The organism is Actinoplanes sp. NPDC026619 (assembly GCF_040638295.1).
GTDB lineage: Bacteria > Actinomycetota > Actinomycetes > Mycobacteriales > Micromonosporaceae > Actinoplanes.
On the sequence record NZ_JBEZYA010000002.1, the window covers coordinates 268,364 to 292,891 of the forward strand.

The window sequence follows — 24,528 nt, forward strand, 5'->3', positions numbered from 1 at the left end:
GCCGGCTCGCGCACCGACGTGCACACCCCCACGGCGGCTACCCCCCTGGCCCGGGCCCGCGCTAAGATCGCGGCCCGCCGCCGCTACCCTTCGATACGTCGTGCTGCCGGCCGGCCGGCAGCACGACATCTGCTGCCGGCCGGCAGCGTCAGGCGGTGCCCTGGGTGGGTGGGAGGAGCGCTTCTCCAGGAACATCGCCACCGCGGTGTGGTCGAACACCTGCGAGTCGACCCCGCCGCCGCGGCTCCACGGCGAGATGACGTACATCGGAACCCGCGGCCCCATGCCCCAGGGCCGGGTGGTGCCGCTGATCGTGTCGTCGGCCTTGAGGTAGGACCGGTCCGGGTGGGCGAGGTATTCGCCGCCGAGTGGGAACGTGGCCTTTCCGGCGAGGGTTCCGTCGGCGTTGCAGGACGGCACGGCCGGGGCCGGGACGTGGTCGAACAGGCGTCCGGCACCCAGTCGCCGGTGATCCAGCTGCGGTAGTTGTCGGGCTCGCTCTGGTCGGCGTCGCAGTTGATCCCCTGCGCGCCGAGCGACGGGTTGAAGTTCGAGCCGGACCAGAACACGATGCGGTTCGGGCCGGTGCCGGTGGTGATCGAGCAGTGGTAGGCGTCGCAGATCGCCGAAGCCCCGCACCCCGCGCATGGTTCCGAAGTAGTGGTTGAAACCCCGGTTCTCCTGCATCAGGACGACGACGTGCTGGACGTCGCGGATGCTGTGGGTGCGGGTGGTGGCGGGAACCGCGAGCGCACGGCTGATGGACTCGGGCCAGGCGGTGGCGACCGCGGCGGCGCCCAGCGTGGTCGCCGAGCGGCGGAGCAGGTCACGGCGGCTGATCGGTGACATGGCCGGACCGTATCGATCCACGTCGAACGATACGATGCGGCCCGATGAACTAGACCTTTGCGGTTCGCCGCCGGCGGCGATGCCAGACGTACGCGATGAGCGCCAGCACGGCCAGCGCGACCGCCACCAGCAGGTAGCGGCTGATCGTGGCGGTGATCTGGTCGAGGTGGTTGCCGGCGAAATAGCCGACCGTCGACCAGCAGCCCACCCACAGGGCCGCGCCCAGCACGTTCCACAGGAGGAAGCGGGTGAACGGCATCTGGGTCGTCCCGGCGATCACGCCGTTGAACTGGCGCAGGCCCTCGACGAAGCGGGCCACGACCACCATCTTCGGGCCGTGCCGGGTCATGAACGACTCGACGCGTTCGAGCCGGGGCGGGGTCAGGCGAACGTACCGGCCGAAGCGGGTGACCAGCGGCCGCCCGCCGCGCCGCCCGATCCAGTAGCCGACGCTGTCACCGATAACGGCGGCGAGGAAAGCAGTCAGCGCCACCACGAAGATGTTGAGGTGACCCCCGCCGCGGCCGGCGTAGGCCGCACCGGCGATGATCGCGGTCTCGCCCGGCGCCGGGATGCCGAAGCTCTCGATGAAGACGATGGCGCCGATGCCGGTGTAGCCGAACCGGTCCACCAGCCCGAGTGATTCGAGCACAGGCCGCCACCTCCCGCCGTGGCCTCCACCGTAGGACCTCCGGCCGCCCGGTGACACGGATCAGCGATGGACGTCACTCAGTGTTCCCTCAGGCCCGCGAGCAGCAGGACGCGTCCGAGCACCTTCGGGTGCCGCAGCGGGAACGGCAGGTCGACAAGATCGCCGAGCGGGCAAGACGAACCCGGGAGCCGGGGCGGTGTCGGGTAATATGCCGGGTCGGCGAACGGGTCGACGAAGACGAAGCGGCCGCCGGGTCGAAGGACGCGCAGCGCCTCGCGTACACAATCAGCTTTGTCTCTTATTTCATGAAATGTCATGCAGCTGACCACGACGTCGAACGCGGCGTCGGGGAAGTCGAGGGCGGCGCCGCTCCCCCGCTCGAACCGCACCGTCACGCCGGAGACGCGGGCGTTCTCCTCGCACAGTTGCCGGGAGTAGTGCCAGCCCGGACCCCACGAGTCGATGCCGGTCACGGTCGCGTCCGGGCAGCGCCGGGCGATCGTGATGGCGAGACTGCCGCTGCCGCAGCCGATGTCGAGGACCCGGCCGCCGGGCACCTGCGACGCGATCAGCTCGTGGATGCGCCGCTGAGCGCCGCCGGGGCCGAGGCGATAGGCGCTGCCCAGCAGGATCACCGAGACATAGCCGAAGGCGGACAGCGGAAGAAGAAAGAGCAGAAACCACCGATTGAGTACGCCGAGAGCGCACCCGGCCAGGCTCAGCGCGGTCAGCACCACGATCGGGTACAGCCGGCCGGGCCTGAGCCAGGTGCGGTAGCGGACCACCGCTCGATGTTAGGAGCCCACCGTGGCCTGCGGGAAGAGGCTGTCGAAAACGGCGCCGCGGTCGAATTCCAGCGCTTTCGCCCGCGCCCGGGTGGCCAGCGACGCCTTCTCCTCCGGCGTCATCTCGAGGATCACCCGGTCGAGGGCGTCGGCGAGAGCGTTGATGTCGCCCGGCTCGACGATGATCGCGCCGTCGCCGACCGCCTCGCCGGTGCCGCCGGTCAGCGTCGTCACGATCGGGCCGCCGCCGGCCAGCATCTTCTCGGCGAGGGCGATGCCGAACGTCTCGACGAAGTCCGGCTCCGGCTTGGTGGGCAGCGCGTACGCGGCACACCCGTTCATCAGCAGGGTCTTCTCGTCGTCGTCGACGTCGTTGAGGAAGACGATCCGGTCGTCCTCCTTGGCCATCGCCCGCACGTGCTCGAGGGCGGGGCCGTTGCCGGCGATGACCAGCTTCACGTCGTCCCGGCAGCGCATCTGCCCGTACGCGATGACCAGGTCGTAGATCCCCTTCGCCCGGGCCACCCGGGAGAGGAAGAGGAGGTAACCGTCGCGGCGCAGGCCGCGCCGGGCGAGGGCGGCGTCGACGGCGGCCGGTTCCGGGTCGAGGAACGCGGTCGCGTCGATCGGCGGGTAGCTCACGGTGACCCGGTTGCGGCACTGCTCGGCGAACGTGGTGCCGCTGTGCGCGTCGACCTCCTCGGCCGTCGCGATGATCTCGTCGCGGGTGTACTCGGAGACCGCGACCAGCTCGTCGTTGGCGAGGAACGTCGTGAACAGCACGGTGGCGGCGCCCCACCGGCCCTCGCGCAGGCAGTTGCGGATCACGTTGGTGACGTCCGAGCCGACCGCCTTCGCGATCGTGCGGACCTGCGGCGTGAACCCGGCGGCGCGGGCGGCGTTGACCGCGTCGATGACCACGGTGGTGTGCGGCACCAGGTACATCGACAGGCAGACGGTCGGCACCGGCTCGCTGAGCAGCTCGACCAGCCGGCCGGTGAGCCCGGCCAGGTGGCGGCCGTCGGGCACCCGGTAGTCGCCGACCGCTTCGGGCCGTTCCACCGTGATGCCGTCGCTGTAGGGCAGGAGCCGGTCGAGAGGCTTCAGCGGCAGGCCGGCCGCCTCGAGAGTGGGAATCGGCCAGGTGAGGAGGCGGACGTCGTCGAAGCCGCGGGTCAGCGCGACCTCGGCCAGGTTGCGGGCCTCGCCGGAGTGGCCGCAGATCACCGGATCGGCCCGGACCACGATGACAAGGCGGCGGGAGGGGTGACTCATGGGGGGTCCTTGCGGGTCTTAGGACAGGGACGGTGGCCGGAGCTCATGGCCCCAACTGCTGGGCTCGGGGCCCAACTTCACATGCAGCCGGCCGCCTCGATGGACTTCAGCGGCGGACAAATGGGTGCTGTGCAGCGCCTCGCCGTTGAGGGTGGCGGACTGCACGTATTGCACAGGCGGGTCACGATCGAGGCCGTCCACGCCGATCGGGGTTTCCCGGTGCCCACTGGTCTCGATGATGAACTCGCCGTCGCCGGCCTGCAGCACCGCCCGGTCGAAGGCGGGCGCGTTGATCAGGAACAGGTTCTGGCCGGCCACCGGGAACAGGCCCAGCGACGCCCACACGTACCACGAGCTCAGGCCGCCGGAGTCGTCGTTGCCGGGCAGGCCGCCCGCTCCGGTGCCGAACTGCCAGGTCAGAGCCGCCTGCACGACTTCGGCGGTCTTGTCCGGCCGGCCGGCCCAGTGATATGACCAGGGCGCTTCCATGTCGGGCTCGTTGTTGAGCCCCTCGAAGCGGTGCAGCGCGTAACCGGCGGCCATCTCGGCCGGCTGCGGGCACTGGCCGGGCTGTTTCACCGGGTCGGCGCCGTAACCGAAGAACCGGTCGAGCATGCCGATGAACGCGGCGTCCCCGCCGGCCAGGCCGATCCGCGAGGCCATGTCCTGCACCAGGCGGAACGAGTAGTTCCACTTGCCGCCCTCGTAGAACTCGGAGTCGCGCAGCAGGCCGGTGTCCGGGTCGAACGCGTTGACCCACTGGCGGCCGCGGCGTTCCAGGTCGTCGGCCAGGCTGCGGTCGTTGAGCGAACGGGCCACCCGGGCGGTGCAGTGATGCGCGTACGCCAGGTCGAGGGTGTGCGTGATCGGGTGCACGACGCCGTGCTCGAAGAAGTCTTCCCCGTACATCCGGCGCAGGTCGTCGACCATGTGCACGAGCGCCCAGGACCAGTCGATCTCGGCCCGGCCGAGCGCGTGCGCGTCGGCGAGGGCGGTGTGCGCGAGCGAGCTGGCCTGCCGGAAGAACCGGTCGGCGCCGCGGGCCATCCGGTAGCCGATCGGGAAGTTGCCCTCCTCCTCGCACACCCGGATCAGCGATTCGAGGATGTCGGCGTGGCGTTCCGGGGCGATCGCGGCCAGCAGCGGCAGCTGGGTCTTGTAGATGTCCCACATGGTGCAGACGTCGAACGCATAGGGCCCCGAGGTGGGCCAGAACGGGCTCTCGTCGTCGGCCACGCACGGTTTGATCAGCGAGTGGTAAAGCGCGGTGCCGAAGACCTTGCGCCGGGATCCGGTGCCGCCCTCGACCTGCACCCGGCTGACGTGTTCCCGCCAGCGGGCCCGGGTGCGGGTGCGGACCATGTTGAAGGCCGGCTCACCCGTACCGCATTCGCGTTCGAGGTTTTGTTTGGCCTGCTCGTGGCCGCGCAGCGAGAAACCCATCCGGATCTCGACGACCTGACCGGGGCGGGCCGAGCCCATGAAGAGCATCCCGAACGGGCGCAGGTTGGTGTGCCGGATGCTGTCGAAGTCGAGCCGGGTGCCGCCGTCGATGAGGCGCCGGTCGTACCACAGCATCTGCCGCCAGCCCGGCGTCTCGACCTCCACGTAGACGCTGAGCGGCACGCCTTCCATGACCACGGTGCCCTGGGCTTTTCCGTATCCCATGCTCTCGACCTGGGCCCGCAGCGGGACGGTGCGGCCGAGGTCGATGGCGAGGCCGCCGCAGGACAGGTCGATCACGACGCGGGCGGAGCGGTGCTCGGGGAAGGTGTAGCGGTGCACCGCGGTCTTGGGGCCGACGGTGATCTCGCAGCGGACGCCGGTGTCGAGGGTGGCCGCGTAGTAGCCGGCCTCGGCGACCTCGTCGTGCAGCTCCCAGGACTCGCCCAGCGCATCCAGCGGCTGGACCATCGGGGTCACCCGGACGTAGTTGTAGTACTTCCGGATCGCGCCGGTGCCGGACTGCTGGAAGTGGGTGAACCCGGACGCCTGGACCCGGTCGAACATCTCCTCGGGGACGCCCTCGGTGTTCTTCGCATAACGGCCGTAACCGGTCGGGTAGGCACCGGAGTAGGCACAGGCCGACACCATGCCCAGCGGTGAGGTCGCGCCCGGGTGGGTGTTGCCCACCTGCGGTTTCGGCCACCACCAGCTGGCGGCCAGACCATGTGCGCGCGGCAGGTCGGTCGCTGCGGTGCCGATGAACGGATCGATGTCGTCGAGGATGGCGGAACCATACCTACTGCTGGCCTTGCGCCGGTTTCGAACAGGTGAACTTGATGTTGATCATGTGGCGTACTCAGGCCGGGGCACCGATCGCCGAAGGGAGGACAGGTCCAAATCCCCCCGGACGGAGTAGTTCATGGCCCGAAGCTGGAAGTCTCGGCTCGCCACATTGACAGTGATCGCCTCGGCCTCGGCATTGGTGGTGGCCGCCCCGGCCATGGCCGCGCCCCTCACCACCGTCGGCTGGTCGATGTCGAACCCCCAACCCAGCATCACCGCCGTGCGCTACACCTGGAGCTTCACCACCGCGACCACCGCCACCATCGGCGCCGTCACCTTCACGGTGCCGGCCGGGACCGCCGGCACGCCGAGCGTCGTCGACGTCTACGGCCTCACCGGCGGCAGCGCCGCGCTGAGCGGCACCACCGTCACCTACACGGTGACCACGCCGACCTCGATCCCCTCCGGCACCTCGGTGCTGATCTCGCTCGACGGGTTCACCAACACCGGCACCACCGGCACCTACACCAGCGCGATCGCCGCCGGCTCCGACACCGGGACCAGCAACTCCGTCACGATCAGCAACAACAGCACCGCCATCAACGTGGTGGTGGCCCGCTCGACCGCGTTCACCAGCGACACCACCAGCTTCCAGATGCTGATGGACCCGTCGGTGGCCGCGCTGGCCGACCAGACCCGAGCGGTCCATCTGACCGTGGCCACCAACGCGACCAACGGCTACGTGCTGAACGTGAAGACCGACCAGCAGCCGACCGGCGGCGCGCCCGCGCGTCATTTCTCGGCGATAACTGCCGACAAGTCTTCTGGGGTCGCGTCCGGATCGTTCACCAACGGCTCCTTCGGCTACACGCTGAGCACCACCGGTCTCGGCACCGGGACCTCGACGCCACTGACCTCCGGGCTGTACGTCGGTTACGTGACCGGCGGGGAGAACGTGGTGTCGGCGAGCGGGCCGACCAACGGCGACACGATGACCATCACCAACCGGGCGAAGATCGACTACACCCAGCCCGCCGACAACTACAGCGCCAAGGTCACCTACACCGTGGTGCCCAGCTACTGAGGAGCGGGCCTTGCTCAAGCGTGCCGTCGCGCTCGCCGCCGCCGTCGCGGTGGCGGCCGGACCCACGGCACCGGCCGGCGCCGCCCCGGTCCCGCACCCGACCACCACCGGCTCGGCCGACTTCTCGGTCAGCACGTCCGCCGAGCCGGTGTCGCCGGGCACCGACGGGATCGTGCACACCCAGCTCACCGTGGCCAACAACGGCACGCACCCGCTGACCGTCAAGCTGCGCTCGGTGAAGGTCGAGCCGCAGGACAACGGCCAGTCGGTGCTGACCGACGACGCCGATCCGACCTGGACGCCCGGGGTAACGGTCAATCCGTCGCTGCAGCTGGCCGCGCACACCTACCGCTCGGTGCCGGTCACCATCAAGGTGCCGCCGAGCCTGCTGCCCGACGTCTACCTTCTCGGCTTCGTCGCCGAGGCGCAGCCGGTCGATCCGGACGGCGCGGTCCGCATCTATCACCGGATCGGCGCGCTGGTCACCCTGCAACTGGCCGGGGCCCGGCAGCGCCAACTGAAGATCATCTTTACGCCCAACCGATTCCTCACCATCGCGTCGACCTTCGACGGGGGATTCACGGTGGCCAACGTCGGCGACGCGTCCGCCCTCGCCCGCAGCCAGGTGCGGCTCGGCGACCGGCTGATCCGGACCTCCGACAGCATGGCGCTGATCCCCACCGGCACCTCCCGGTACGCCGAGTTCCACTACCGGGTGCACGGCTTCTTCCTGTGGGCGCGGCCGCAGGCCCAGGTCAACTACGGCAACGGCACCGCGACCCTGCAGACGATCACCGGCCACGGCGACCGGTTGCTGGTCATCCCCTGGTACACCCTGGTGCTGCTGGGCCTGATCGCGGCGACGCTCACCGCGTACTGGATCTGGCTCCGCCGCCGCCGGGCCGCCCGCCGCGAGGCCGCGAGGCACCGGCCGGGCCGGCACCGGCCCACCGCCGCCGCCGCCGACCAGACGAAGACGGCATGGGCCGCCTGAGGACGCTGCCGCCCATCGCCGCCCTGGTGGCGGCGGCCGTCCTCGTCGCGCCCGCGCCCGCGCAGGCGGCGCCCGGCGATCTGGCGACCGTCGCCGGCACGCCGGCCACCGGCGCCGCCACCTCGATCGCCATGGCCGCCCGCGGCGTGGCGGTCAACAGCGCCGGAACCACGCTGTGGATCGCCGACCAGGACTCCAACGTGATCCGCAAGGTCGACCTCAGCACCGGGCAGGCGACGATCGCGGCCGGGATCGGCACGCCCAACAACACCGGCGACACCGGGGCGGCCACCTCGGCCGGCCTCAACAACCCCTACGACGTGGACCTGGACAGCTCCGGCAACCTGATCATCGCCTCCACCTCGAACCACCGCATCCGCAAGGTCACCGTCGCGACCGGAATCATCACGACCGTGGCCGGGTCCTCGGCGGGCTACACCGGCGACAACGGCGTGGCCACCGCGGCACAGCTGCGGAACCCGGCGGGGGTGGGCGTCGCGGCGAACGGCGACATGTACATCGCCGACACCGACAACTTCGTGGTCCGCAAGGTGACCGCGGCGACCGGCCTGATCACCGCGTTCGCGACGTTCACGTCGGTCAGCCCGAAGACCATCCGCGGACCGGAGGACGTCGCGTTCGACAGCGCGGGCAACGTCTACGTCACCGACTGCGTCGGCAACACGATCACCCGGTTCGACTCCTCCGGCGGCAACCGCACCGTGGTGGCCGGCACGCAGGGCTCCAGCGGGTCCTCCGGGGACGGCGGCCTCGCCTCCGCGGCGCTGATCAACTGCCCCACCGGCATCTACATCGACACCACCACCGACACGATCTACTTCTCCGACTCGACCAACGACCGGATCCGGCGCTTCACCGTCGGCGGCCTGATCACCACCTTCGCCGGCAGCGGCACCACCGGCTACACCGGCGACGGCGGCCTGGCGATCTCGGCCGCCCTGGACCGGCCGACCGACCTGACCCGCGACGGTCTCGGCAACTTCTACTTCGCCCAGGGCGCGCTGCCGACCGGCACGTCGACCTCCACCGACTCGGTCGTCCGCAAGATCAGCGCGCTCGGGGTGATCTCGACGGTCGCCGGCAACACCTGGCGCGGCTACTCCGGTGACGGCGGCCAGGCGACGCTCGCCCAGGTCAGCCACCCGGCCGGGGTCGCGGTCGACGCGGCCGGGAACACCTACGTCGCCGACACGAACAACAACCGGATCCGGAAGATCAACACGTCCGGGGTGATCAGCACGGTGGCCGGCACCGGCTTCCCCTGCAACGCCGCCTGCAACGGCTACGGCGACGGCGGGGCCGCGACCAGCGGCAACCTCTACGGTCCGCAGGCGGTCGCGGTCACTGCCAACGGCGATCTCTACATCTCCGACACCGGCCATCAACGCATCCGGGAGGTGACCGCGGCAACCGGGCTGATCAGCACGGTGGCCGGCACCGGCGCCAACACCGGCGTCGACGGGCCGGTCGCGAGCGCCACCCTGAAAGACCCCTACGGCCTCTGCATCACCTCGACCGGGGTGATCTACTGGGCCGACAACGGATCCAACAAGATCCGCATGCTCAGCGGCGGCGCCGTCAGCACAGTTGCCGGCAGCGGCAGCACCGCCTACAACGGCGAGAACGTCGCGGCCCTGACGGCCAACCTCAACGGGCCGTCCGACGTCCGGCTCAACACCGACGGCGACATGTACATCGCCGACACCGCCAACAACCGGATCCGCCGCGTGCACGCCGGCCTGGTCACCACGTTCGCCGGCACCGGCACCGCGGGCGTCACCGGCGACGGCGGCCTGGCCACCGCGGCCACCCTGACCGGCCCGGCCGGGATCGAGTTCGACGGCGCCGGCAACACCTACGTCGCCGACACCGGCAACCACGTCGTGCGCCGCGTCGACCGGCACGGCATCATCCACAACGTCGCCGGCAAGCTCGGCAGCGGCTCGTGGGGCGGCGACGGACAGGCCGGCGCCGCCAGCGGTTCGGCCGTGTTCGGCCCGGCCCGGCTGGCGATCAACTCGTCCGGCGACCTCTACATCCCGTCCTCCGGCGAGATCCGCGTGCGCACCCTGACGACGCAGGGCACCGCCGCTACCTTCTACGTCTCCGACGCCACCGCCTCGCACGCCGGCACCACCTACGGCTGGGAGTTCGTGGCGCAGACCGCCACCCCCGTCTCGAAGATCACCTTCACCGTCCCGAGCGGCACCACCAACACCAGCCCCACCCTGGTCACGACCGTCGACCTGCCCACCGCCGGCACCCTGTCGCTGAGCTCGACCACGCTCACCTACACGTTCGCGGCGCCGATCACGATCCCGGCCGGCCGGCACGTCTATCTCTCGGCCGGCAACTTCACCAACACCACCACGACCGGCTCGCTCTACAGCACCGTCAGCACCCTGGACAGCGGTGGCACGGTCGTCGACACAGCCCGCTCGGGCGCGGTCACCTTCACCTCGCCGAGCTCCACGGTGCTGCCTGTGCCCAACCCCACCGAGCTGGTCACCGTCGCCGGCCCCAGCACCATCCTGGTCGATCCGATGATCGGCGCCGACGTCAGCACCACGATGCCGATCACCGTGCGCACCAACGCCACCCACGGCTACACCGTCAGCCTCAAGGGCACGGCGCTCACCGGGGCCGGCGGCACGATCGCCGCGGTCTCCGGCGGCCAGACGGCCGCGGTCAGCTCCGCCGCCTTCGGCGCCGATCGCATCGGCTACACCGTGACCGGGGTCGGCGGGAGCGGTGCGGGCGCTGCCGCTTCCGCACTTTCCGGCGCGTACGCCGGTTACACGACCACCGGCGAGACGGTGGTGACCGCGACCCGCCCCACGTCGGTGACCGGGGACGTGATTGCCCTGGTGACCCGGATCCGGACGGACAGCATGCTGACGCCGGGCACCTACTCCGCGTCGATCAGCTACACGGTTACCCCGTCGTACTGACCTACGATTCACCGGTGATCGACACGCCCCCGGCCCGGCAACTCGTCAACGCGCAGTTCCCGCACTGGGCCGCGCTGCCTCTGCGGCCGGTCGAGCGGGGCGGCTCCGATCACGTGATCTACCGGCTCGGCGACGAACTGGCGGTCCGGCTGCCCCGGCACGGCGGGGCGATCGGGCAGGCCGCCAAGGAGTACGAGTGGCTCCCCCGGCTCGCGCCGCACCTGCCGCTCGCCATCCCGGCGCCGGTCGCGGTGGGCCGCCCGGGCCTGGGTTATCCGTGGCCCTGGGCGGTGTCCCGGTGGCTGCCCGGCGCGGTGGCCACGGTGGACGAGTTCGGCGATTCGCAAGACACCGCGGCCGGGTTGGCCGATTTCCTCCTCGCCCTGCAGCGGCTCCCGGTGGACGGAGCGCCGGCCGGCAAGGGGCGTCTCGCCGACCGCGACGACGAGACCCGGGCCGCCATCGCCGAGGTCGCCGGCGTCTTCGACGCGGCCGCGATGACCGCGGTGTGGGCGGAGGCGCTCGCCGCGCCGGAATGGGACCGGGCGCCGGTCTGGTTCCACGGCGACTTCCACACCGGCAACCTGCTCGCCGAGCACGGGCGGATCAGCGCGGTCATCGACTTCGGCGGGCTCGCGGCCGGCGATCCGGCCCGGGACATGATGATGGCGTTCACGCTGCTGGGCGACGCGGCGCGGGCGGTCTTCCGGGCGAGGCTGCGGGTGGACGACGCCACCTGGGCGCGCGGCCGCGGCTGGGCTCTGGCGACCGGGCTGAACGCGTACACGTCGTACGCCGCCATCGATGCTCGCATCGCCGCACAGACCTCGCGCCAGATCACCCAGGCCCTTACCGGCTTCACCGGCTGAAAGCCGGCAGTATTCTGCCTAACTATGCCGGAAACCCGCCACTCGCTGCCCGCCTTCGCCGGCGGCCGGCTGCCGCACGGCTTCCACCTCGAGGCCCATTCACACACCGACGGCCAATTGGTGTACGCCGCGGCCGGCGCTCTCGCCACCACGACCGCGCGCGGCACCTGGGTCGCCCCGGCCAACCGGGTGACGTGGACGCCGCCCGGCTTCGACCACTCGCACCGCTTCTACGGCGAGACCGACGTCCGCATCATCACCGTCCCGGCCGGCCGGTGCGGCCCGCTGCCCGCCCACCCCGGCGTCCACCTGGTCAGCCCGCTGCTGCGCGAGGCCCTGCTGGCGCTCACCGACCGCCCGGAGGCCCGCCCCGGCGCGCACGACCGGCTGCTGGCGGTCGTGATCGACGAGCTGGACATCACCCCCGAGCTCTCCCTGCACCTGCCCGAACCCCGCGACGACCGGCTGCGCGCCGTCACCGACCTGCTGCACGCCGACCCCGGCCGCGCCGCGACGCTGACCGAGCTGGGCCGGGCCGCCGGGGCGAGCGAGCGCACGCTGAGCCGCCTGTTCCACACCGAGATGGGGATGAGCTTCCACCGCTGGCGCACCGTCCTGCGCATCCACCACGCCCTGGTCCACCTGGCCGGCGGCCGCTCGGTGACCGGCACCGCGACCGAGTGCGGGTGGTCCAACCCGTCGAGCTTCATCGACGCGTTCACCGAGGTCGTCGGCCAGACCCCGGGCCGCTACCGCGCCACCTAGGTTGGCGGGTTTCCGGCATTCGGAGGTCATTCACCGGTGGTCGACCATCGCGGATCGGCCCAGAGTGGGGCCATGGACGAAACCTCAGTAGTCATCATCGGGGCCGGGGTCGCCGGCCTCACGCTCGGCAACTTCCTGCAGCGCAACGGGATCGGCTGCATAATTCTGGAACGGCGCAGCCGGGAGTACGCCGAGCAGCGCCAGCGGGCCGGCACCATCGACAGCCTCGGCGTGCGGATGTACCGCGAGTGGGGCCTCGAAGAGGTGGTGCAGGGCGATCCCGTGCTGGAGGTCGCGGCCGGCTTCTTCATCGACGGCCACGCGCTGCCGGTGGACTTCGACGACGACAACGACAGCGTCCTCTGCCCGCAGCAGGTCCTGGTCCGCAACCTCACCGACGTCTTCCTGCGCGAGGGCGGCGACCTGCGCTTCGAGGCCCCGGTGACCGGCCTCGACGCCGACGAAGGCGTCGTGCGCTGCGGCGGCACCGTCATCAGCTGCGCCCTCATCGCCGGCTGCGACGGCGACCGCGGCATCAGCCGCGCCGCCATCCCCGACGGAGTCCTGACCCGCTACACCCACGAGTACGGGTACGCCTGGCTGAGCATCCTCGCCGCGGTCCCGGCCACCACCTCCGGGATGGCGATCCACTCCCGCGGCCTGGCCGGGTTGATCCCCCGCGGCCCCGAGGCCAGCCGCCTCTACCTGCAGTGCCCGCCCGGCGACACCCTCGGCCAATGGCCGGACGACCGCATCTGGACCGAGCTGGCGGCCCGCTTCGGCACCCCGGTGGCGTCCGGTCCGATCATCGACAAGCGACTCGTGCCGCTGCGCAACGTCGTCCACGCCCCGATGAGTCACGGCCGGCTCTACCTGCTCGGCGACGCCGCGCACATCGTCCCGCCGATGAGCGCGAAGGGCATCCACCTCGCCCTGTACGACGCCGAGGTGCTCGCCCGCGCGATCATCCACCAGGTCCGGGCGGAAGACTCGAGCCTGCTCGACGCCTACTCCGAGACCTGCCTGCGGCACATCTGGAACTACCAGGCGTTCGCCACCTGGATCACCGAACTCATGCACAACGCCGGCGACCCGTCCTACGCCGGCGAGTTCCGCAAGCAGGTAGCCCGCGCCGAATTGCAACGCCAGTTCGACTCCCCCGCCGCGAACCGCCTCTTCAGCGAACTCACCGCCGGAACCAACTAGGCGCGGATGCCGGCCAGCGTCGCCAGGTTGTCCACGTAGATTCCCAGCTCCGCCTGGACCCGCTGCAGCTCGGCGTCGAACTCGGCCCGCAGCGGCCAGGCGGACTCGTCGGCCGACACCTCCTCGTGCTTGCGCAGCTCGGTGTGCCACCGCGTCACGAACGGCCGCAGCCCCTCGTTGACGATGCGGATCGCGAGCGGCCCGAGCGCATCGGGCCCATCAGCGATCTCCGGCCCGGCCGCCCGCAGCACCTCCCGCGTCGTCGCGAACAACGAGTACAGCGAGTTGAGCGCCTCCCGGGCAAAACCACGGTCGGCCTCCAGCGGCTGCACCGCCACCCGCGTCGCCAGCTCGACGTAGAGCGCCCACGCCGCCCGCACCTCAGCCTCGGAAACCCCGACTTCCACCCCACCAAGACCGAACGGCAAATTCAGCGACACGGTACGCAGTTTCAGCCCCATGCCGGACAGCTTAAGACAGCGCCTTCTCCAGCTCCGCCTTGCTCATCGACGACCGCCCGGCGATGTTCTTCTTCTTGGCCTCGTTGTACAGCTGCTCCTTGGTGCGCCCTTGAGCCCCGGTGTGCGACCGCTTGCCCCCACGGTGCCCCGACGACACGTCCTTGATCGAGGACCGGCTGGCCGTCTTCGACTCACCGGCGCGAGCGCGCTCCTTGTTGACGGTGCGGGCCGCGATCTCCGTGGCCCGCTTCTCGGAGCCGCCACGCTCCTCGACGCTGTCCTTGATGTGCTCGTACTGCCGCTCCCGCTTGGGGCTGGATCCAGCCGGCATGATCGCCTCCCGCAATCGTGGGTCTACCTGGTCCTGGATCCCCCAAGCGAGGCGGGCCAAACCCGTCAGACCGCGCCTTCCGTACGCGCACCCGGCCGCAGGTAGACCACCCACGTCACCAGGACGCACAGGGCGTAGAAGGCGATGAACCCGATGTACGCCGCGTCCGCGCTCTTCGTCTCCAGGAACGACTGGCGGAAGGCCAGGTTGACCAGGACGCCGCCGAAGGCGCCGATCGCGCCCGCGATGCCGATCACCGCGTTCGACAGGCGGCGGGCGGAGAGGTCGTCGGACGGGAACTTCGACCGGAAGATGGCGGGGATCATCTTGTAGGTCGAGCCGTTGCCGACGCCGCTCAGCACGAACAGGGCAACGAAGCCGACGATGTACAGCGGCAGCGACTTCTGCTGGGCCGCCAGCAGCACGACCGACGCACCCACCGCCATGGCGATGAAGTTCACGAAGGTGACGCGGGCGCCGCCCAGCCGGTCGGCCAGGAGACCGCCGACCGGGCGGATCAGGGAGCCGAGCAGCGGGCCGAGGAAGGTCAGGTAGGCCGCCTTCACCGGGGTGGAGAACTCGGTGTGGAACTGCACCTGGAGCACCTGGCCGAAGGCGAAACCGAAGCCGATGAACGAGCCGAACGTGCCGATGTACAGCAGCGACATGATCCAGGTGTGCGGATCACGGGTGGCGTCGCGCATGGCGCGCTTCTCGCTGCGGGCCTGGGTCAGGTTGTCCATGTAGAACGCCGAGCACACCGCCGCGACCACGATCAGCGGGAGGTAGATGCCGGCCACGATGCCGGGATGGGTGGCGCCGAAAACGGCCAGGACGAACAGGCCGATCAGTTGTACGGCGGCGACGCCGAGGTTGCCGCCGCCGGCGTTGATGCCGAGCGCCCAGCCCTTGAGCCGGTTGGGGTAGAACGCGTTGATGTTGGTCATCGACGAGGCGAAGTTGCCGCCGCCGACACCGGCCACCGCCGCCAGGATCAGCAGCGTCGAGTAGTCGACGCCGGGCCGGATCAGGAAGGCGGCCAGGACCGACGGCACGAGCAGCAGCGTGGCGGAGAAGACCGTCCAGTTGCGGCCGCCGAACCGGGCCACCGCGAAGCTGTACGGGATTCGCAGTCCCGCCCCGACCAGCGTGGGAACCGCCGTGAGCAGGAATTTGCCGGCCGGATCTATGCCGTACTCAGGCCCGAGAAAAAGAACGAGCACCGACCAGAGTGACCAGACCGAGAAGCCGATGTGTTCCGACAGGATCGAGAAGATCAGGTTCCGGCGGGCGATCGGCGCGCCGGTCCGGTCCCAGAACTCGCGGTCCTCCGGGCGCCAGTCGTCGATCCAGTGTCCGCGGACGGTCCGGGCGGCCGGGCGAACCGGGGCAGCGGGCAGCGTAGCTGTCATCACATCTCCAGGATGAGCGAGTCGTTGTCGACGCGAACGGGATAGACGGTGACCGGCGACTGGCCGCTGAGTGAGCAGCCGGTCGTCAGGTCCCAGGCGTTCAGGTGCAGGGGGCAGACGACCTGCTTGAGGTCGATCTGCCCGTCGGCGAGCGGGCCGCCCTTGTGCGGGCAGACGGCGGACAGCGCGCGGACCGAGCCGTCGCGCAGCCGGAAGACGGCGACCATCTCGCTGCCGACCGCGAAGGTGCGGCCCTCGCCGAGAGGAATGTCGTTGATCGAGCCGAGGTTCATGCCCGCACCGGGACCTGGGGCAGCACGATCAGCGGCAGCGACGTGCGGAACTGGCCCGGGGTCGCCGGCTCGGCGCGTTCTTTCCACGGGTCGCGGTAGGCGGCGACCGCCTCGGACATCCGGGCGTCCAGGTCGGCGGCGATGCCCTCGGCGTCGTCCACCACGACCGCCCGGATGTGGTCAATGCCGACCCGCGGCACCCACGCGTACGTGCGCTCGAGCCAGTTCCCGTTCTCCCGGTAGTACTGCAGGAACCGCCCGGTCAGCGTGATGACCTCATCGGCCGAGTCGACGGTGGTGAGCAGATCGCCTTTGCGGACGTGCGCTCCGGCGGCGCCGCCGACATAGATCTCCCATTTGCCGCCGTCAATAGCGACAACACCGAGATCCTTGACGTACGCCTCGGCGCAGTTACGCGGGCAGCCGGTGACCGCGAGCTTCATCTTGCCCGGTCCCTCGATGCCCTGATAACGCTCCTCGAGGGCGATGCCGAGGGCAGTCGAATCGCCGACCCCGAACCGGCAGAAGTCACTGCCGACGCACGTCTTGACGGTGCGGAAACTCTTCCCGTACGCATATCCGCTCGGCATGTCGAGTTCGGCCCAGATCTGCGGCAGTTTCTCCTTGGGAATGCCGAGCAGGTCGATGCGCTGCCCGCCGGTCAATTTCACCATCGGCACCCCGTGCCGCTCGGCGACCTCGGCGATCCGCTTGAGGTCGGCCGGCGTGGTGACGCCGCCCTTCATCTGCGGCACCACCGAGAAGGTGCCGTCCTTCTGGATGTTGGCGTGCACCCGGTCGTTGATGAAGCGCGCGTCCCGCTCGTCCACATAGTCAGCGCCCCACATCATCTTGAGCAGCGACGCCAGGCCCATCTTGCTCTTGGCGTCCTCCTCGCCGCCGAGCGTGGCGAAGACCGACGACACCGACGTGAGCCCGTGCTGCCGGATCGCCGCCATCAGCTCCGACTTGGGCATCGGCACGCCGGGCACGTAATAGGACGCGGCCGGGTCCTCCTCGACCTCACCGCCCGCGGCCCATTCGACGATGCGCTGCACCAGTGGCTTGCAGGTGCCGCAGCCCTTGCCGGCCCGGGTCTTGTCCATGACGCCGCCGACGGTCTTGCACCCGCCGTCGACGCAGGCTTTCAGGGCGCCCTTGGAGACGCCGTTGCAGTTGCAGACCTGCTCGTCGTCGGGCATGTCGGCGACGCTCTCCTCGGCCGCCGGGCCACCGAGGTCGAAGAGGAGTTCGGCGCGGTTGGCCGGCAGCGGCAGGCCCTTCTCGAACGCCTTGACCAGCGCCGTCGCCTTGCCGTTGTCGCCGACCAGTGTGGCGCCGACGAGCCGCCCGTCCCGGATGATCACGTTCTTGTAGACGCCTGACCGCGGCTCGGCGAACTCGACCAGCTCGTCGTCGTCGCGTTCCGGGCTCTGCAGCCCCATCGAGGCGACATCGACGCCGGCGACCTTGAGCTTGGTAACGAGCCGAGACCCGACGTAGGTCGCCCAACCGTTCGTGCCACTAACGTTCGTCCCACTAACGTTCGTCCCACTAACGTTTGTGGCCAGCACCCTGGCCTGGTCCCACAGCGGGGCGACCAGCCCATACACCTGACCGCGATGCTGGGCGCACTCCCCCACCACGTAGATGTCGGCCTCGTCCTGAGCGCGCATGTAGTCATCCACCACGATCCCGCGCTCGACCACCAACCCGCTCTCCGCCGCCACCGCCGTATTGGGCCGGATCCCAGCGGCGATAACGACGACATCACAGTCGAGCACGCGACCATCAGCCAACTTGATCCCGGTAACCGCATGCTTGCCGAGAATCTCGGTAGTCATCCCACCGACCACGACATCGATGCCGAGCTTCTGCTCGATCGTGGCCTGCAGAGTCCGACCGGCCCGCTCATTGAGCTGCGCATTCATCAGGTGGCCGGCGGCGTGCACGAGCGTCACATGACCGAGGTGATTCTGCAGACCACGGGCGGCCTCGAGGCCGAGCAACCCGCCGCCGATGACGACGGCCCGTTGATGTTCGCGGGCGTAACGGATCATGGAGCGGGTGTCGTCGAGGGTGCGGAACACGAAGACGCCCTGGTGGTAGCCCCGGCCCGGCACGTGCGCGCCCTTGATCGGCGGCACGAACGCGGAGCTGCCGGTGGCGATGATCAGCTTGTCGTACGGGGTGGCCGAGCCGTCCGCCGCGTAGACGTGACGGGCGTAGCGGTCGATGCGCTCGATCCGTACGCCGGTGTGCAGGGTGATGTCGTTCTCGGCGTACCAGGAGAGGTCGTTGAGGAAGATGCCGGACTCGTCCTCGACACCGGCGAGCACGTTGGACAGCATGATCCGGTTGTAGTTGCCGTACGGCTCGTCGCCGAACATGGTGATGTCGAAGTCGCCGCCGCGGGCGAGGATCTCCTCGACCGTGCGGGCGCCCGCCATGCCGTTGCCGATGACCACCAACCGCTGCCGCGAAGAAGGCATCAGACCTCCACCAGCCCCAGGTCGACGATCACGGTTCCGATCGTGCCGACCGGCGCGGCCAGCCAGAGCTCGATCGTCGAACCGGCCGGCAGGTCCTCGACGACCCGCAGGGAGACATGCACGTCGCCCTTGGCGCCGATCGGGAAGTACCGCATCGGCCGGCCGTCGCGCATCAGCACCGCGCAGACGAGTTCGGCGGCCGCGTTGCCGCCCCGGAAATAGACGGCCTGCGCGGAAGCGCCGTCGGGCACCAGATAGGACAGTTCGGGGCCGAGCGGAGCCGGCCGATCCAGGCCCTTGCCCTCGAAAGGGAAGACGCCTTGCAAGAATCGCGGTGTCGAATGCACCTGTCGAACCCCTCCGTGAGCGGAATACGCGTCGGTCGCCGTCACACCCGAGGATTCCGGGGGAATGTTTGGTGGCGTGACCGTCGCGATTGCACGAAGGTTCGGAAAACCCTACATACGGGCGGGGCCGGTTGTGAGAAGCGCCGATTCGTAACGGCGCACGATCAGCGACACGACCGCCGGGTCGAGGGCGAACGGCGGCGTGACCGAGTCGGCGCCGGCACGATGCAGGGTGCGATAGAAAAGGCCTTCGGCGAGGAGGTACGCGGCGATCGCGATACGCCGTGCCCCCTGTCGCCGCAGCCCGGCCACGACGTCCGCGACCTTGGGTTCGCTGCCCGAGACGTACGCGACGTGTGCATTACCCAACGCCGAAGCCGCTTCGGTGATCGAAAAAAGCCACCCCGGATCCGAGGATCCAGCGGCGGCAAGAACCACCGCGTCGGCATCCGGCAGGTGCCGGTCCAGGCTTTCCAGGAGTACGGGGTCAGGTCCGAGCGGCGCCGTGACCGGAAACCCGGTGCCGACGACGGCGTCCGCGATGTCCACCCGCACGTGGTAGCCGGCCGACAGCAGCAACGGCACCACCACCGCGTCGCCGACGGTCGGCACGACCGCGCCGATCCGGGGCTGCTGCACGTCCGCATAGGAGAGCCGGACGTCCAGCTCCGGCCGGCGACGGGCGACGGCGGCGACCAGGTCGCGTACCTGCTGCTGGCCGGTGGCCGAGCGGGTTCCGTGAGCGACCGCGAGCAGTGTGGGCCGGTGCGACGTCATGAGGATCCTCCGGAAGCGCGAGGGGGATCCGGCGGCGGTGCCGGAGGTAAGGGGGTCAGGCCGCGTCGTCGAGGCGCAGGCGGTAGCCGCGCTTGATGACGGTCTCGACGATCCGGCCGGAGCCGAGGGCGGTGCGCAGCCGGGCCACCGCCACATCGACGGCGTGGCCGTCGTTGCCGCGCGGCAGAGACGCGATCAGCTGGTCCTTCGAGACGACCGCGCCGGGACGGGCGGCCAGCGAGCACAGGATGGCCATCGCGGCGGGAGCGAGCGCGCGCGGCTCGCCGTCGATGAGCACGGCGTGCCCGCGCACTTCCAGGGTGCCGCCGGCCACCCGGAGCTTGACGGTGCGGCGGGGCAGTTCGTCGGCCACGGTTTTGATCAGGGCGCCGAGCCGGAAGCGTTCCGGCATGACCACCGGGACGTCCCGCTGGAGGAGCGGAGCGGCGGTGACCGGCCCGACGCAGGCGGCGAGGGTGCCGGCCCGGAAGCGGGCGAGCACCGCGCCGAGGTCGTCGCCGGCCAGTTCGAGGAACGATTTGACCGCGGGCGCGCTGGTGAAGGTGACCGCGTCGATCTGCCCGGCGGCCACGTGCTCGACGAGCCGCCGCACCGGCGCGGTGTCGTCGGGCGCCTGCCAGCGGTAGACCGGCACCTCGACGACGGCGGCGCCGGCCGTCCGCAGCGCGGCCACGAAGTCGGCCTGCGGCTCGCCGTGTTCCTGCACCACGATGCGCAGGCCGGCGACGCCTTCGGCGAGCAGCCGGTCGAGGACCTCTTCGGAGCCCTCGGTCTTGGCCGCCCACTCCTCGGTGAGCCCGGCCGCCCGCACGGCGCCGCACGGTTTCGGGCCGCGGGCGATGATGCGGGCCCGGCCGAGCGCCTCGCGCAGTTTCTCGCCCAGGCCCCAGCCCTCGGCGGCCTCGAGCCAGCCGCGGAAGCCGAAGCCGGTGGTCGCGATGACCAGGTCGGGGGCGAGCCCGATGCAGGCGGCGGTGGCCGCGTGCAGGGCGTCGTCGTCGGAGAGCGGAATGATGGTGATGGTGGACGCGGTGACGACACGCGCGCCGCGCCGCTGCAGCAGCGCGGTCATCTCGTCCCGGCGCCGCTCGGCGGTCACCGCGACCGTGAAACCGGTCAGAACCGCGTTGTCTGTCATCCGCTCCCCATCCCGGCAGTGTTCCGAGCTGGGGTTTCCAGGACATCGAGGCACGGTTTCGGCCGGGTCAACGCGCTTTCACATCGGCCGCCCGGCCGAAGAGAGATCAATCGTCCTCGACGATCTTGCGGACGCCGGCGAGCATCCGGAACACCTCGAGGCGGCCGTCGAGGAAGCCGATGCGATAGTCGCGGCCGAATGCCGGATCGCCCGCCCGCTCGACGTCGCGCCGCGCGGCCAGGCCGTCGGCACGGCCCGCCGCGTACGCCTCAAATTCCTGGTCCATCGCTTGCCTTGTCGTCCATGGCCTTGCGGATGGCGGCGATGAGCGCCTCCTCGAACGCGGCGATCTGCCCGTCGACGATGCCGACCAGATAGTCGGCGCCGGTCTGCGGGTTCACCGCGCGGCCGGAGTCGTTCACCCCGGCCTTGCCGTCGGCGTGACCGGCGCCGTATGCCACCAGTGCGTCGTCCATGCCGGCCTCCCGCTCCGCTGCTTGCGTCGCGGCAAATCTGTCACGCACGGCAACGACCGCCCACCGGCCGATCGGGCCGACCGAAATCCTCAAGTACGACGTCAAGCCCCTGATCAGGCAAAACGGTGTGACGCGGGCAGCAGGCCGGAGAGCCGCCAGAGCGGCCGGCCGGGGCCGCCGATCAAACCCAGATCATCGAGGTACGTCACGACGCGCTCGCCGGACCACCGGATCGTCTCCTGGAAATACGGGTTGGCCATGGCCGCCCGATAGCCGTCCGAGGGCCGGATGCCGACCGACTTGTAGACGTTCGGGTGGATCAGGTGGGTGCCGCACAGGTAGGCGGCCCGGCCGATCACCAGCTTGTCGAAGACCAGCCGCCCCTTGCCGGCCGCGCGCACCTGCCGGGCGAGCTCCTCGCGGGCGTACCGGACGTGCCGGGCCTCCTCGACGACGTGGATGCGCGACACCATCCGCACCAGGGGCTGCACCTGCTCGTGCGACATCGCCTCGCGCTGCAGGGTGTCGAGGATTTCCTCGCAGATCAGGATCGCGGCGAACATCCGCGGGCCGGTGCCGGTGGCGGCGATCCACTTGCCGAGGGCGGCGTTGACGCCGGCCGGCTGGTAGACCGGGGTGCCGAGCCGGTCGATCATCCGGCCGAACATGATCGAGTGGCGGCACTCGTCGGCGACCTCGGTCAGCGCGTACTGCGCGTGGGCGGCGGTCGGGTCCTGCTTGTAGTAACCGCGCAGGAGCAGCTGCATCAGGATCGTCTCGAACCAGATGCCGAGGCCCGCGATGCTCGCCACCTCGTGCCGGGTGAGGGTGATCCGCTGCTCCTCGGTCATCCCCGCCCACAGCTGCGTGCCGTAGAGGCTGGAGCGGTGCGGCGGCACGAAGTAGAGGTCCGGCGCCAGCGGCGCGTCCCAGTTGATCTCGACGTCGGGGTCGTACGAGTGCTCGGCCGAGGAGCGCAGGAGGCGGGCGGCGGTGCGGTCGCGTTCGGGGGTCATCGTTATCTCCCGGATGTGATGCACTTGACGTTACCCGAGGTAACAGTTACTCCTAGTACTATGAATCGCGATGAGGAGCCGGTCAATACCGACGGCCGCAAGGGGCGCTGGGCCGGGCATCGTGAGCAGCGACGACGCGAGCTGACCGAGGCGGCCGTCGAGGCGATCCGCGAGCTCGGGCCCGATGTCGGCATGGAGGCGATCGCGGCTCGCGCCGGGGTGTCGAAGCCGGTGCTCTACCGCTACTTCGCCGACAAGTCGGAGCTGTGGCTGGCCGTCGGGCAGGTCTCCGGCGAGATGGTGCTCGAGGCGATCATCCCGGCCGTGGCGGCGGTGCGGGAGGAGCGCGAGGCGATCGCCGCGGCGGTCAACGCCTACCTCGCGCACATCGCCGCCGACACGAACCTCTACCAGTTCGTCGTGCATCAGCCCGACATCCCGCGTGGCCGGGACGTGGTCGCCGACGTGGTCGACACCGTCGCGAGCGGTCTGGCCCGGATCTTCGGCGATCGGCTGCGGGCCCGCGGCCTCGACTCCGGGGCGGCACTGCCCTGGGCGTACGGGGTGGTCGGTTACGTGCAGGCGGTCGGTGACTGGTGGCTGCGGCAGCAGCAGCCGATCAGCCGCGAGGCGCTCGGCGACTACCTCACGACGTTCCTCTGGGGCGGGGTGGCCGGCATCCGGCACGCCGCCGACGTTCCCGGCGGCCTCGCCGCCTATCAGGGCGAGGTGACTCATGAGCACTGACGAGTACGAGGTGGGCAACCTGCCCGACGAGGAGTACCGCGGGCCGGCCTCGCTGCGGATCGGCGACGACGACCTGGCCGTCGAGATCCGGGCCTCGGCGCACTTCGAGCCGGTCGAGGGGCGGTTCCGGTGGGCCGGGCGCACCGATCCGGTCGAGTTGCTGCGCGAGCGGGTCGCGGGCGGGCTGCGCGAGGGTCTGCTGACGATTCCCGGGTCGGCGCAGCAGAAGGTGAAGCTCAGCGAGCCCGACCCGTGGGGCGGCGTGCGGCTGTCAGGTGTGGGAACGCCGCCGTGGTTTCACTGACCTTGCCGGCGCAGCTCGCGGGGGGACGCCCCGAACCAGCGGCGCGCCGCACGGCTGAGCGCCGACTGCTCGGTCAGCCCCACCATCGCGGTGACCTGCGTGAACGGGAGGTCCGTGGTGGTGATGAGGCGGTGCGCGGTGTCCCGGCGTACCCCATCCTGGATCTTGTCGAACGTCGTGCCCGCCGCGGCCAGACGGCGCTGCAGGGTCCGGGGGTGGGTCTGCAGCCGGCGGCTGACCGCGGCGATGTCGGCCGGCGCCGAGCCGAGCGACTGGGTGAGCAGCTGCCGCACCCGCTCCTCGAGAGTCTGCTCGGGCTGCGGGAAGTGAGTGCGGATGTAGTCGAGCGCGACCTCGCGCAGCACCCGGTTGCCGCCCGCGACCGTCGCGTGGGTGAGCGTGGCCGGCACCCGCAGCACGGCCGCCTCCTGCGCGAAGCGCACATCCGTCCCGAAGAACTCGGTGTAACGGGCGACCGGGGCGAGCGGACGGTGCGTGAGGTGCACGGATCGCAGTCCGTAACGGCCGCCGCCGAGCAGCACGATGATCCGGTGCAGCAGGCCGAGGCCGTTGTCGCAGATCTGCGGGGGCAGCGGGTCGAGCTCGGTGCTGGCATAGCGCAGGCCGACCACGCCGGGGCGGCCGGACGGATCGGGGACCTGCGTGACGGTCAGCGCCGGCGAGTGCACGAACAGGAAGCGGGTGGCGCAGTCGAGGGCCTCGCCCAGCGTCGCCGAGTTCTCGATCGCGATCGCGAGGGGGCCGAGCACCGCGATGTCCTGCCGTCCGGCGAGGCGCAGGCCCAGGTCGGGGCAGTCGAGTTCGGCCGCCGCGGTCTCCAGCGCGCGGCCGGCGTCGAGCGTGCGGATCACCGCATCGTCGGTGTCGAGCGCGGCCGCGTCGATGCCCTGCCGGGCCAGCAGCGCCACGCCGTCGCCGCCGAGCTCGTCGAGGAGCGCGGGAAGTCCGCGCAGCCCGGCGGCCCGCACCATCGATCCCATGTCGCGAAAGGATAAATCAGTGTCGCCCTCAG

The 24,528-nt window shown here is 70.5% G+C and carries 25 protein-coding genes and 1 pseudogene; 8 read left to right on the plus strand and 18 right to left on the minus strand.

Features of this window, described 5'->3' with window-relative positions:
• The 6 genes and pseudogenes from AB0E90_RS06385 to AB0E90_RS06410 all read right to left on the minus strand — a co-directional run.
• Positions 1 to 516: alkaline phosphatase family protein (locus tag AB0E90_RS06385; RefSeq protein WP_360401329.1), on the minus strand; the 516-nt coding region annotated here is incomplete at its 3' end.
• A gap of 105 nt (positions 517 to 621) precedes the next feature.
• A pseudogene (locus tag AB0E90_RS06390) lies at positions 622 to 849 on the minus strand (alkaline phosphatase family protein); the annotation flags it as partial.
• A gap of 49 nt (positions 850 to 898) precedes the next feature.
• Complete coding sequence (locus AB0E90_RS06395) at positions 899 to 1,501, minus strand: DedA family protein (protein WP_360400168.1); 603 nt, start codon at positions 1,499 to 1,501, stop codon at positions 899 to 901.
• A gap of 77 nt (positions 1,502 to 1,578) precedes the next feature.
• A complete protein-coding gene (locus tag AB0E90_RS06400; protein ID WP_360400171.1) occupies positions 1,579 to 2,286 on the minus strand; it encodes a class I SAM-dependent methyltransferase in 708 nt (235 codons plus the stop codon).
• 9 nt (positions 2,287 to 2,295) lie between these two features.
• Positions 2,296 to 3,561: a glycosyltransferase gene (locus tag AB0E90_RS06405; protein ID WP_360400173.1), complete on the minus strand. Its 1,266-nt coding sequence runs from the start codon at positions 3,559 to 3,561 to the stop codon at positions 2,296 to 2,298.
• Between the two features lie 18 nt (positions 3,562 to 3,579).
• On the minus strand, positions 3,580 to 5,790 hold the full coding sequence (locus AB0E90_RS06410) for a glycoside hydrolase domain-containing protein (RefSeq protein WP_360401332.1): 2,211 nt from the start codon (positions 5,788 to 5,790) through the stop codon (positions 3,580 to 3,582).
• Positions 5,791 to 5,926: 136 nt separating this feature from the next.
• On the opposite strand from AB0E90_RS06410, the gene AB0E90_RS06415 reads away from it, so the two are divergent.
• The 6 genes from AB0E90_RS06415 (at position 5,927) to AB0E90_RS06440 (ending at position 13,680) form a co-directional block, all read left to right on the plus strand.
• Entirely contained in the window at positions 5,927 to 6,874 is a 948-nt protein-coding gene (locus AB0E90_RS06415) for a hypothetical protein (RefSeq protein ID WP_360400176.1), read from the plus strand.
• A 10-nt stretch (positions 6,875 to 6,884) separates the two neighbouring features.
• Entirely contained in the window at positions 6,885 to 7,868 is a 984-nt protein-coding gene (locus AB0E90_RS06420; protein ID WP_360400179.1) for a hypothetical protein, read from the plus strand.
• Complete coding sequence (locus AB0E90_RS06425) at positions 7,856 to 10,840, plus strand: hypothetical protein (protein ID WP_360400182.1); 2,985 nt, start codon at positions 7,856 to 7,858, stop codon at positions 10,838 to 10,840. The genes AB0E90_RS06420 and AB0E90_RS06425 overlap by 13 nt, the downstream gene beginning before the upstream one ends.
• A gap of 14 nt (positions 10,841 to 10,854) precedes the next feature.
• Positions 10,855 to 11,709 (plus strand): aminoglycoside phosphotransferase family protein, encoded by an 855-nt coding sequence (locus AB0E90_RS06430; RefSeq protein ID WP_360400185.1) that lies wholly within the window; start codon positions 10,855 to 10,857, stop codon positions 11,707 to 11,709.
• Between the two features lie 24 nt (positions 11,710 to 11,733).
• Complete coding sequence (locus AB0E90_RS06435) at positions 11,734 to 12,474, plus strand: AraC family transcriptional regulator (protein ID WP_360400188.1); 741 nt, start codon at positions 11,734 to 11,736, stop codon at positions 12,472 to 12,474.
• Positions 12,475 to 12,546: 72 nt separating this feature from the next.
• Positions 12,547 to 13,680: a 4-hydroxybenzoate 3-monooxygenase gene (locus AB0E90_RS06440; protein WP_360400191.1), complete on the plus strand. Its 1,134-nt coding sequence runs from the start codon at positions 12,547 to 12,549 to the stop codon at positions 13,678 to 13,680.
• Here the strand turns inward: AB0E90_RS06440 and AB0E90_RS06445 are convergent.
• From AB0E90_RS06445 to AB0E90_RS06495, 11 genes are all read right to left on the minus strand, one after another.
• Positions 13,677 to 14,141: a hypothetical protein gene (locus AB0E90_RS06445; protein WP_360400194.1), complete on the minus strand. Its 465-nt coding sequence runs from the start codon at positions 14,139 to 14,141 to the stop codon at positions 13,677 to 13,679. The genes AB0E90_RS06440 and AB0E90_RS06445 overlap by 4 nt on opposite strands.
• Positions 14,142 to 14,151: 10 nt before the next feature.
• Positions 14,152 to 14,472 carry a plasmid stabilization protein gene (locus AB0E90_RS06450; protein WP_360400197.1) on the minus strand — a complete coding sequence of 107 codons (321 nt, stop codon included), beginning with the start codon at positions 14,470 to 14,472 and terminating at the stop codon, positions 14,152 to 14,154.
• 65 nt (positions 14,473 to 14,537) lie between these two features.
• The gene (locus AB0E90_RS06455; protein ID WP_360400200.1) at positions 14,538 to 15,884 is read right to left on the minus strand and encodes a nitrate/nitrite transporter; all 1,347 of its coding nucleotides are present in this window, start codon (positions 15,882 to 15,884) and stop codon (positions 14,538 to 14,540) included.
• Complete coding sequence (locus AB0E90_RS06460) at positions 15,884 to 16,177, minus strand: Rieske (2Fe-2S) protein (RefSeq protein ID WP_360400203.1); 294 nt, start codon at positions 16,175 to 16,177, stop codon at positions 15,884 to 15,886. The genes AB0E90_RS06455 and AB0E90_RS06460 overlap by 1 nt, the downstream gene beginning before the upstream one ends.
• A complete protein-coding gene (gene nirB, locus AB0E90_RS06465) occupies positions 16,174 to 18,669 on the minus strand; it encodes a nitrite reductase large subunit NirB (protein WP_360400206.1) in 2,496 nt (831 codons plus the stop codon). The genes AB0E90_RS06460 and nirB overlap by 4 nt, the downstream gene beginning before the upstream one ends.
• Positions 18,669 to 19,016: a molybdopterin oxidoreductase gene (locus AB0E90_RS06470; RefSeq protein ID WP_360400209.1), complete on the minus strand. Its 348-nt coding sequence runs from the start codon at positions 19,014 to 19,016 to the stop codon at positions 18,669 to 18,671. Before AB0E90_RS06470 ends, nirB begins: the two co-directional genes overlap by 1 nt.
• Before the next feature lie 111 nt (positions 19,017 to 19,127).
• Entirely contained in the window at positions 19,128 to 19,793 is a 666-nt protein-coding gene (locus tag AB0E90_RS06475; protein ID WP_360400212.1) for a CbiX/SirB N-terminal domain-containing protein, read from the minus strand.
• A gap of 55 nt (positions 19,794 to 19,848) precedes the next feature.
• Positions 19,849 to 20,952 carry a uroporphyrinogen-III synthase gene (locus AB0E90_RS06480; protein WP_360400215.1) on the minus strand — a complete coding sequence of 368 codons (1,104 nt, stop codon included), beginning with the start codon at positions 20,950 to 20,952 and terminating at the stop codon, positions 19,849 to 19,851.
• 106 nt (positions 20,953 to 21,058) lie between these two features.
• Complete coding sequence (locus tag AB0E90_RS06485; RefSeq protein ID WP_360400218.1) at positions 21,059 to 21,238, minus strand: hypothetical protein; 180 nt, start codon at positions 21,236 to 21,238, stop codon at positions 21,059 to 21,061.
• Positions 21,222 to 21,428, minus strand: coding sequence for a hypothetical protein (locus tag AB0E90_RS06490; RefSeq protein ID WP_360400221.1), 207 nt, complete (start codon positions 21,426 to 21,428; stop codon positions 21,222 to 21,224). The genes AB0E90_RS06485 and AB0E90_RS06490 overlap by 17 nt, the downstream gene beginning before the upstream one ends.
• Before the next feature lie 113 nt (positions 21,429 to 21,541).
• Entirely contained in the window at positions 21,542 to 22,444 is a 903-nt protein-coding gene (locus tag AB0E90_RS06495; protein ID WP_360400224.1) for a diiron oxygenase, read from the minus strand.
• A 60-nt stretch (positions 22,445 to 22,504) separates the two neighbouring features.
• Here AB0E90_RS06495 and AB0E90_RS06500 point away from each other — a divergent pair, with 60 nt between their 5' ends.
• On the plus strand, positions 22,505 to 23,191 hold the full coding sequence (locus AB0E90_RS06500; RefSeq protein ID WP_360400227.1) for a TetR/AcrR family transcriptional regulator: 687 nt from the start codon (positions 22,505 to 22,507) through the stop codon (positions 23,189 to 23,191).
• Entirely contained in the window at positions 23,181 to 23,495 is a 315-nt protein-coding gene (locus tag AB0E90_RS06505; RefSeq protein ID WP_360400230.1) for a DUF4873 domain-containing protein, read from the plus strand. Before AB0E90_RS06500 ends, AB0E90_RS06505 begins: the two co-directional genes overlap by 11 nt.
• On the opposite strand, the gene AB0E90_RS06510 is transcribed toward AB0E90_RS06505, so the two are convergent.
• Entirely contained in the window at positions 23,489 to 24,496 is a 1,008-nt protein-coding gene (locus AB0E90_RS06510; protein ID WP_360400233.1) for an AraC family transcriptional regulator, read from the minus strand. The two genes, AB0E90_RS06505 and AB0E90_RS06510, sit on opposite strands and share 7 nt — an antisense overlap.
• Positions 24,497 to 24,528 lie beyond the last annotated feature (32 nt).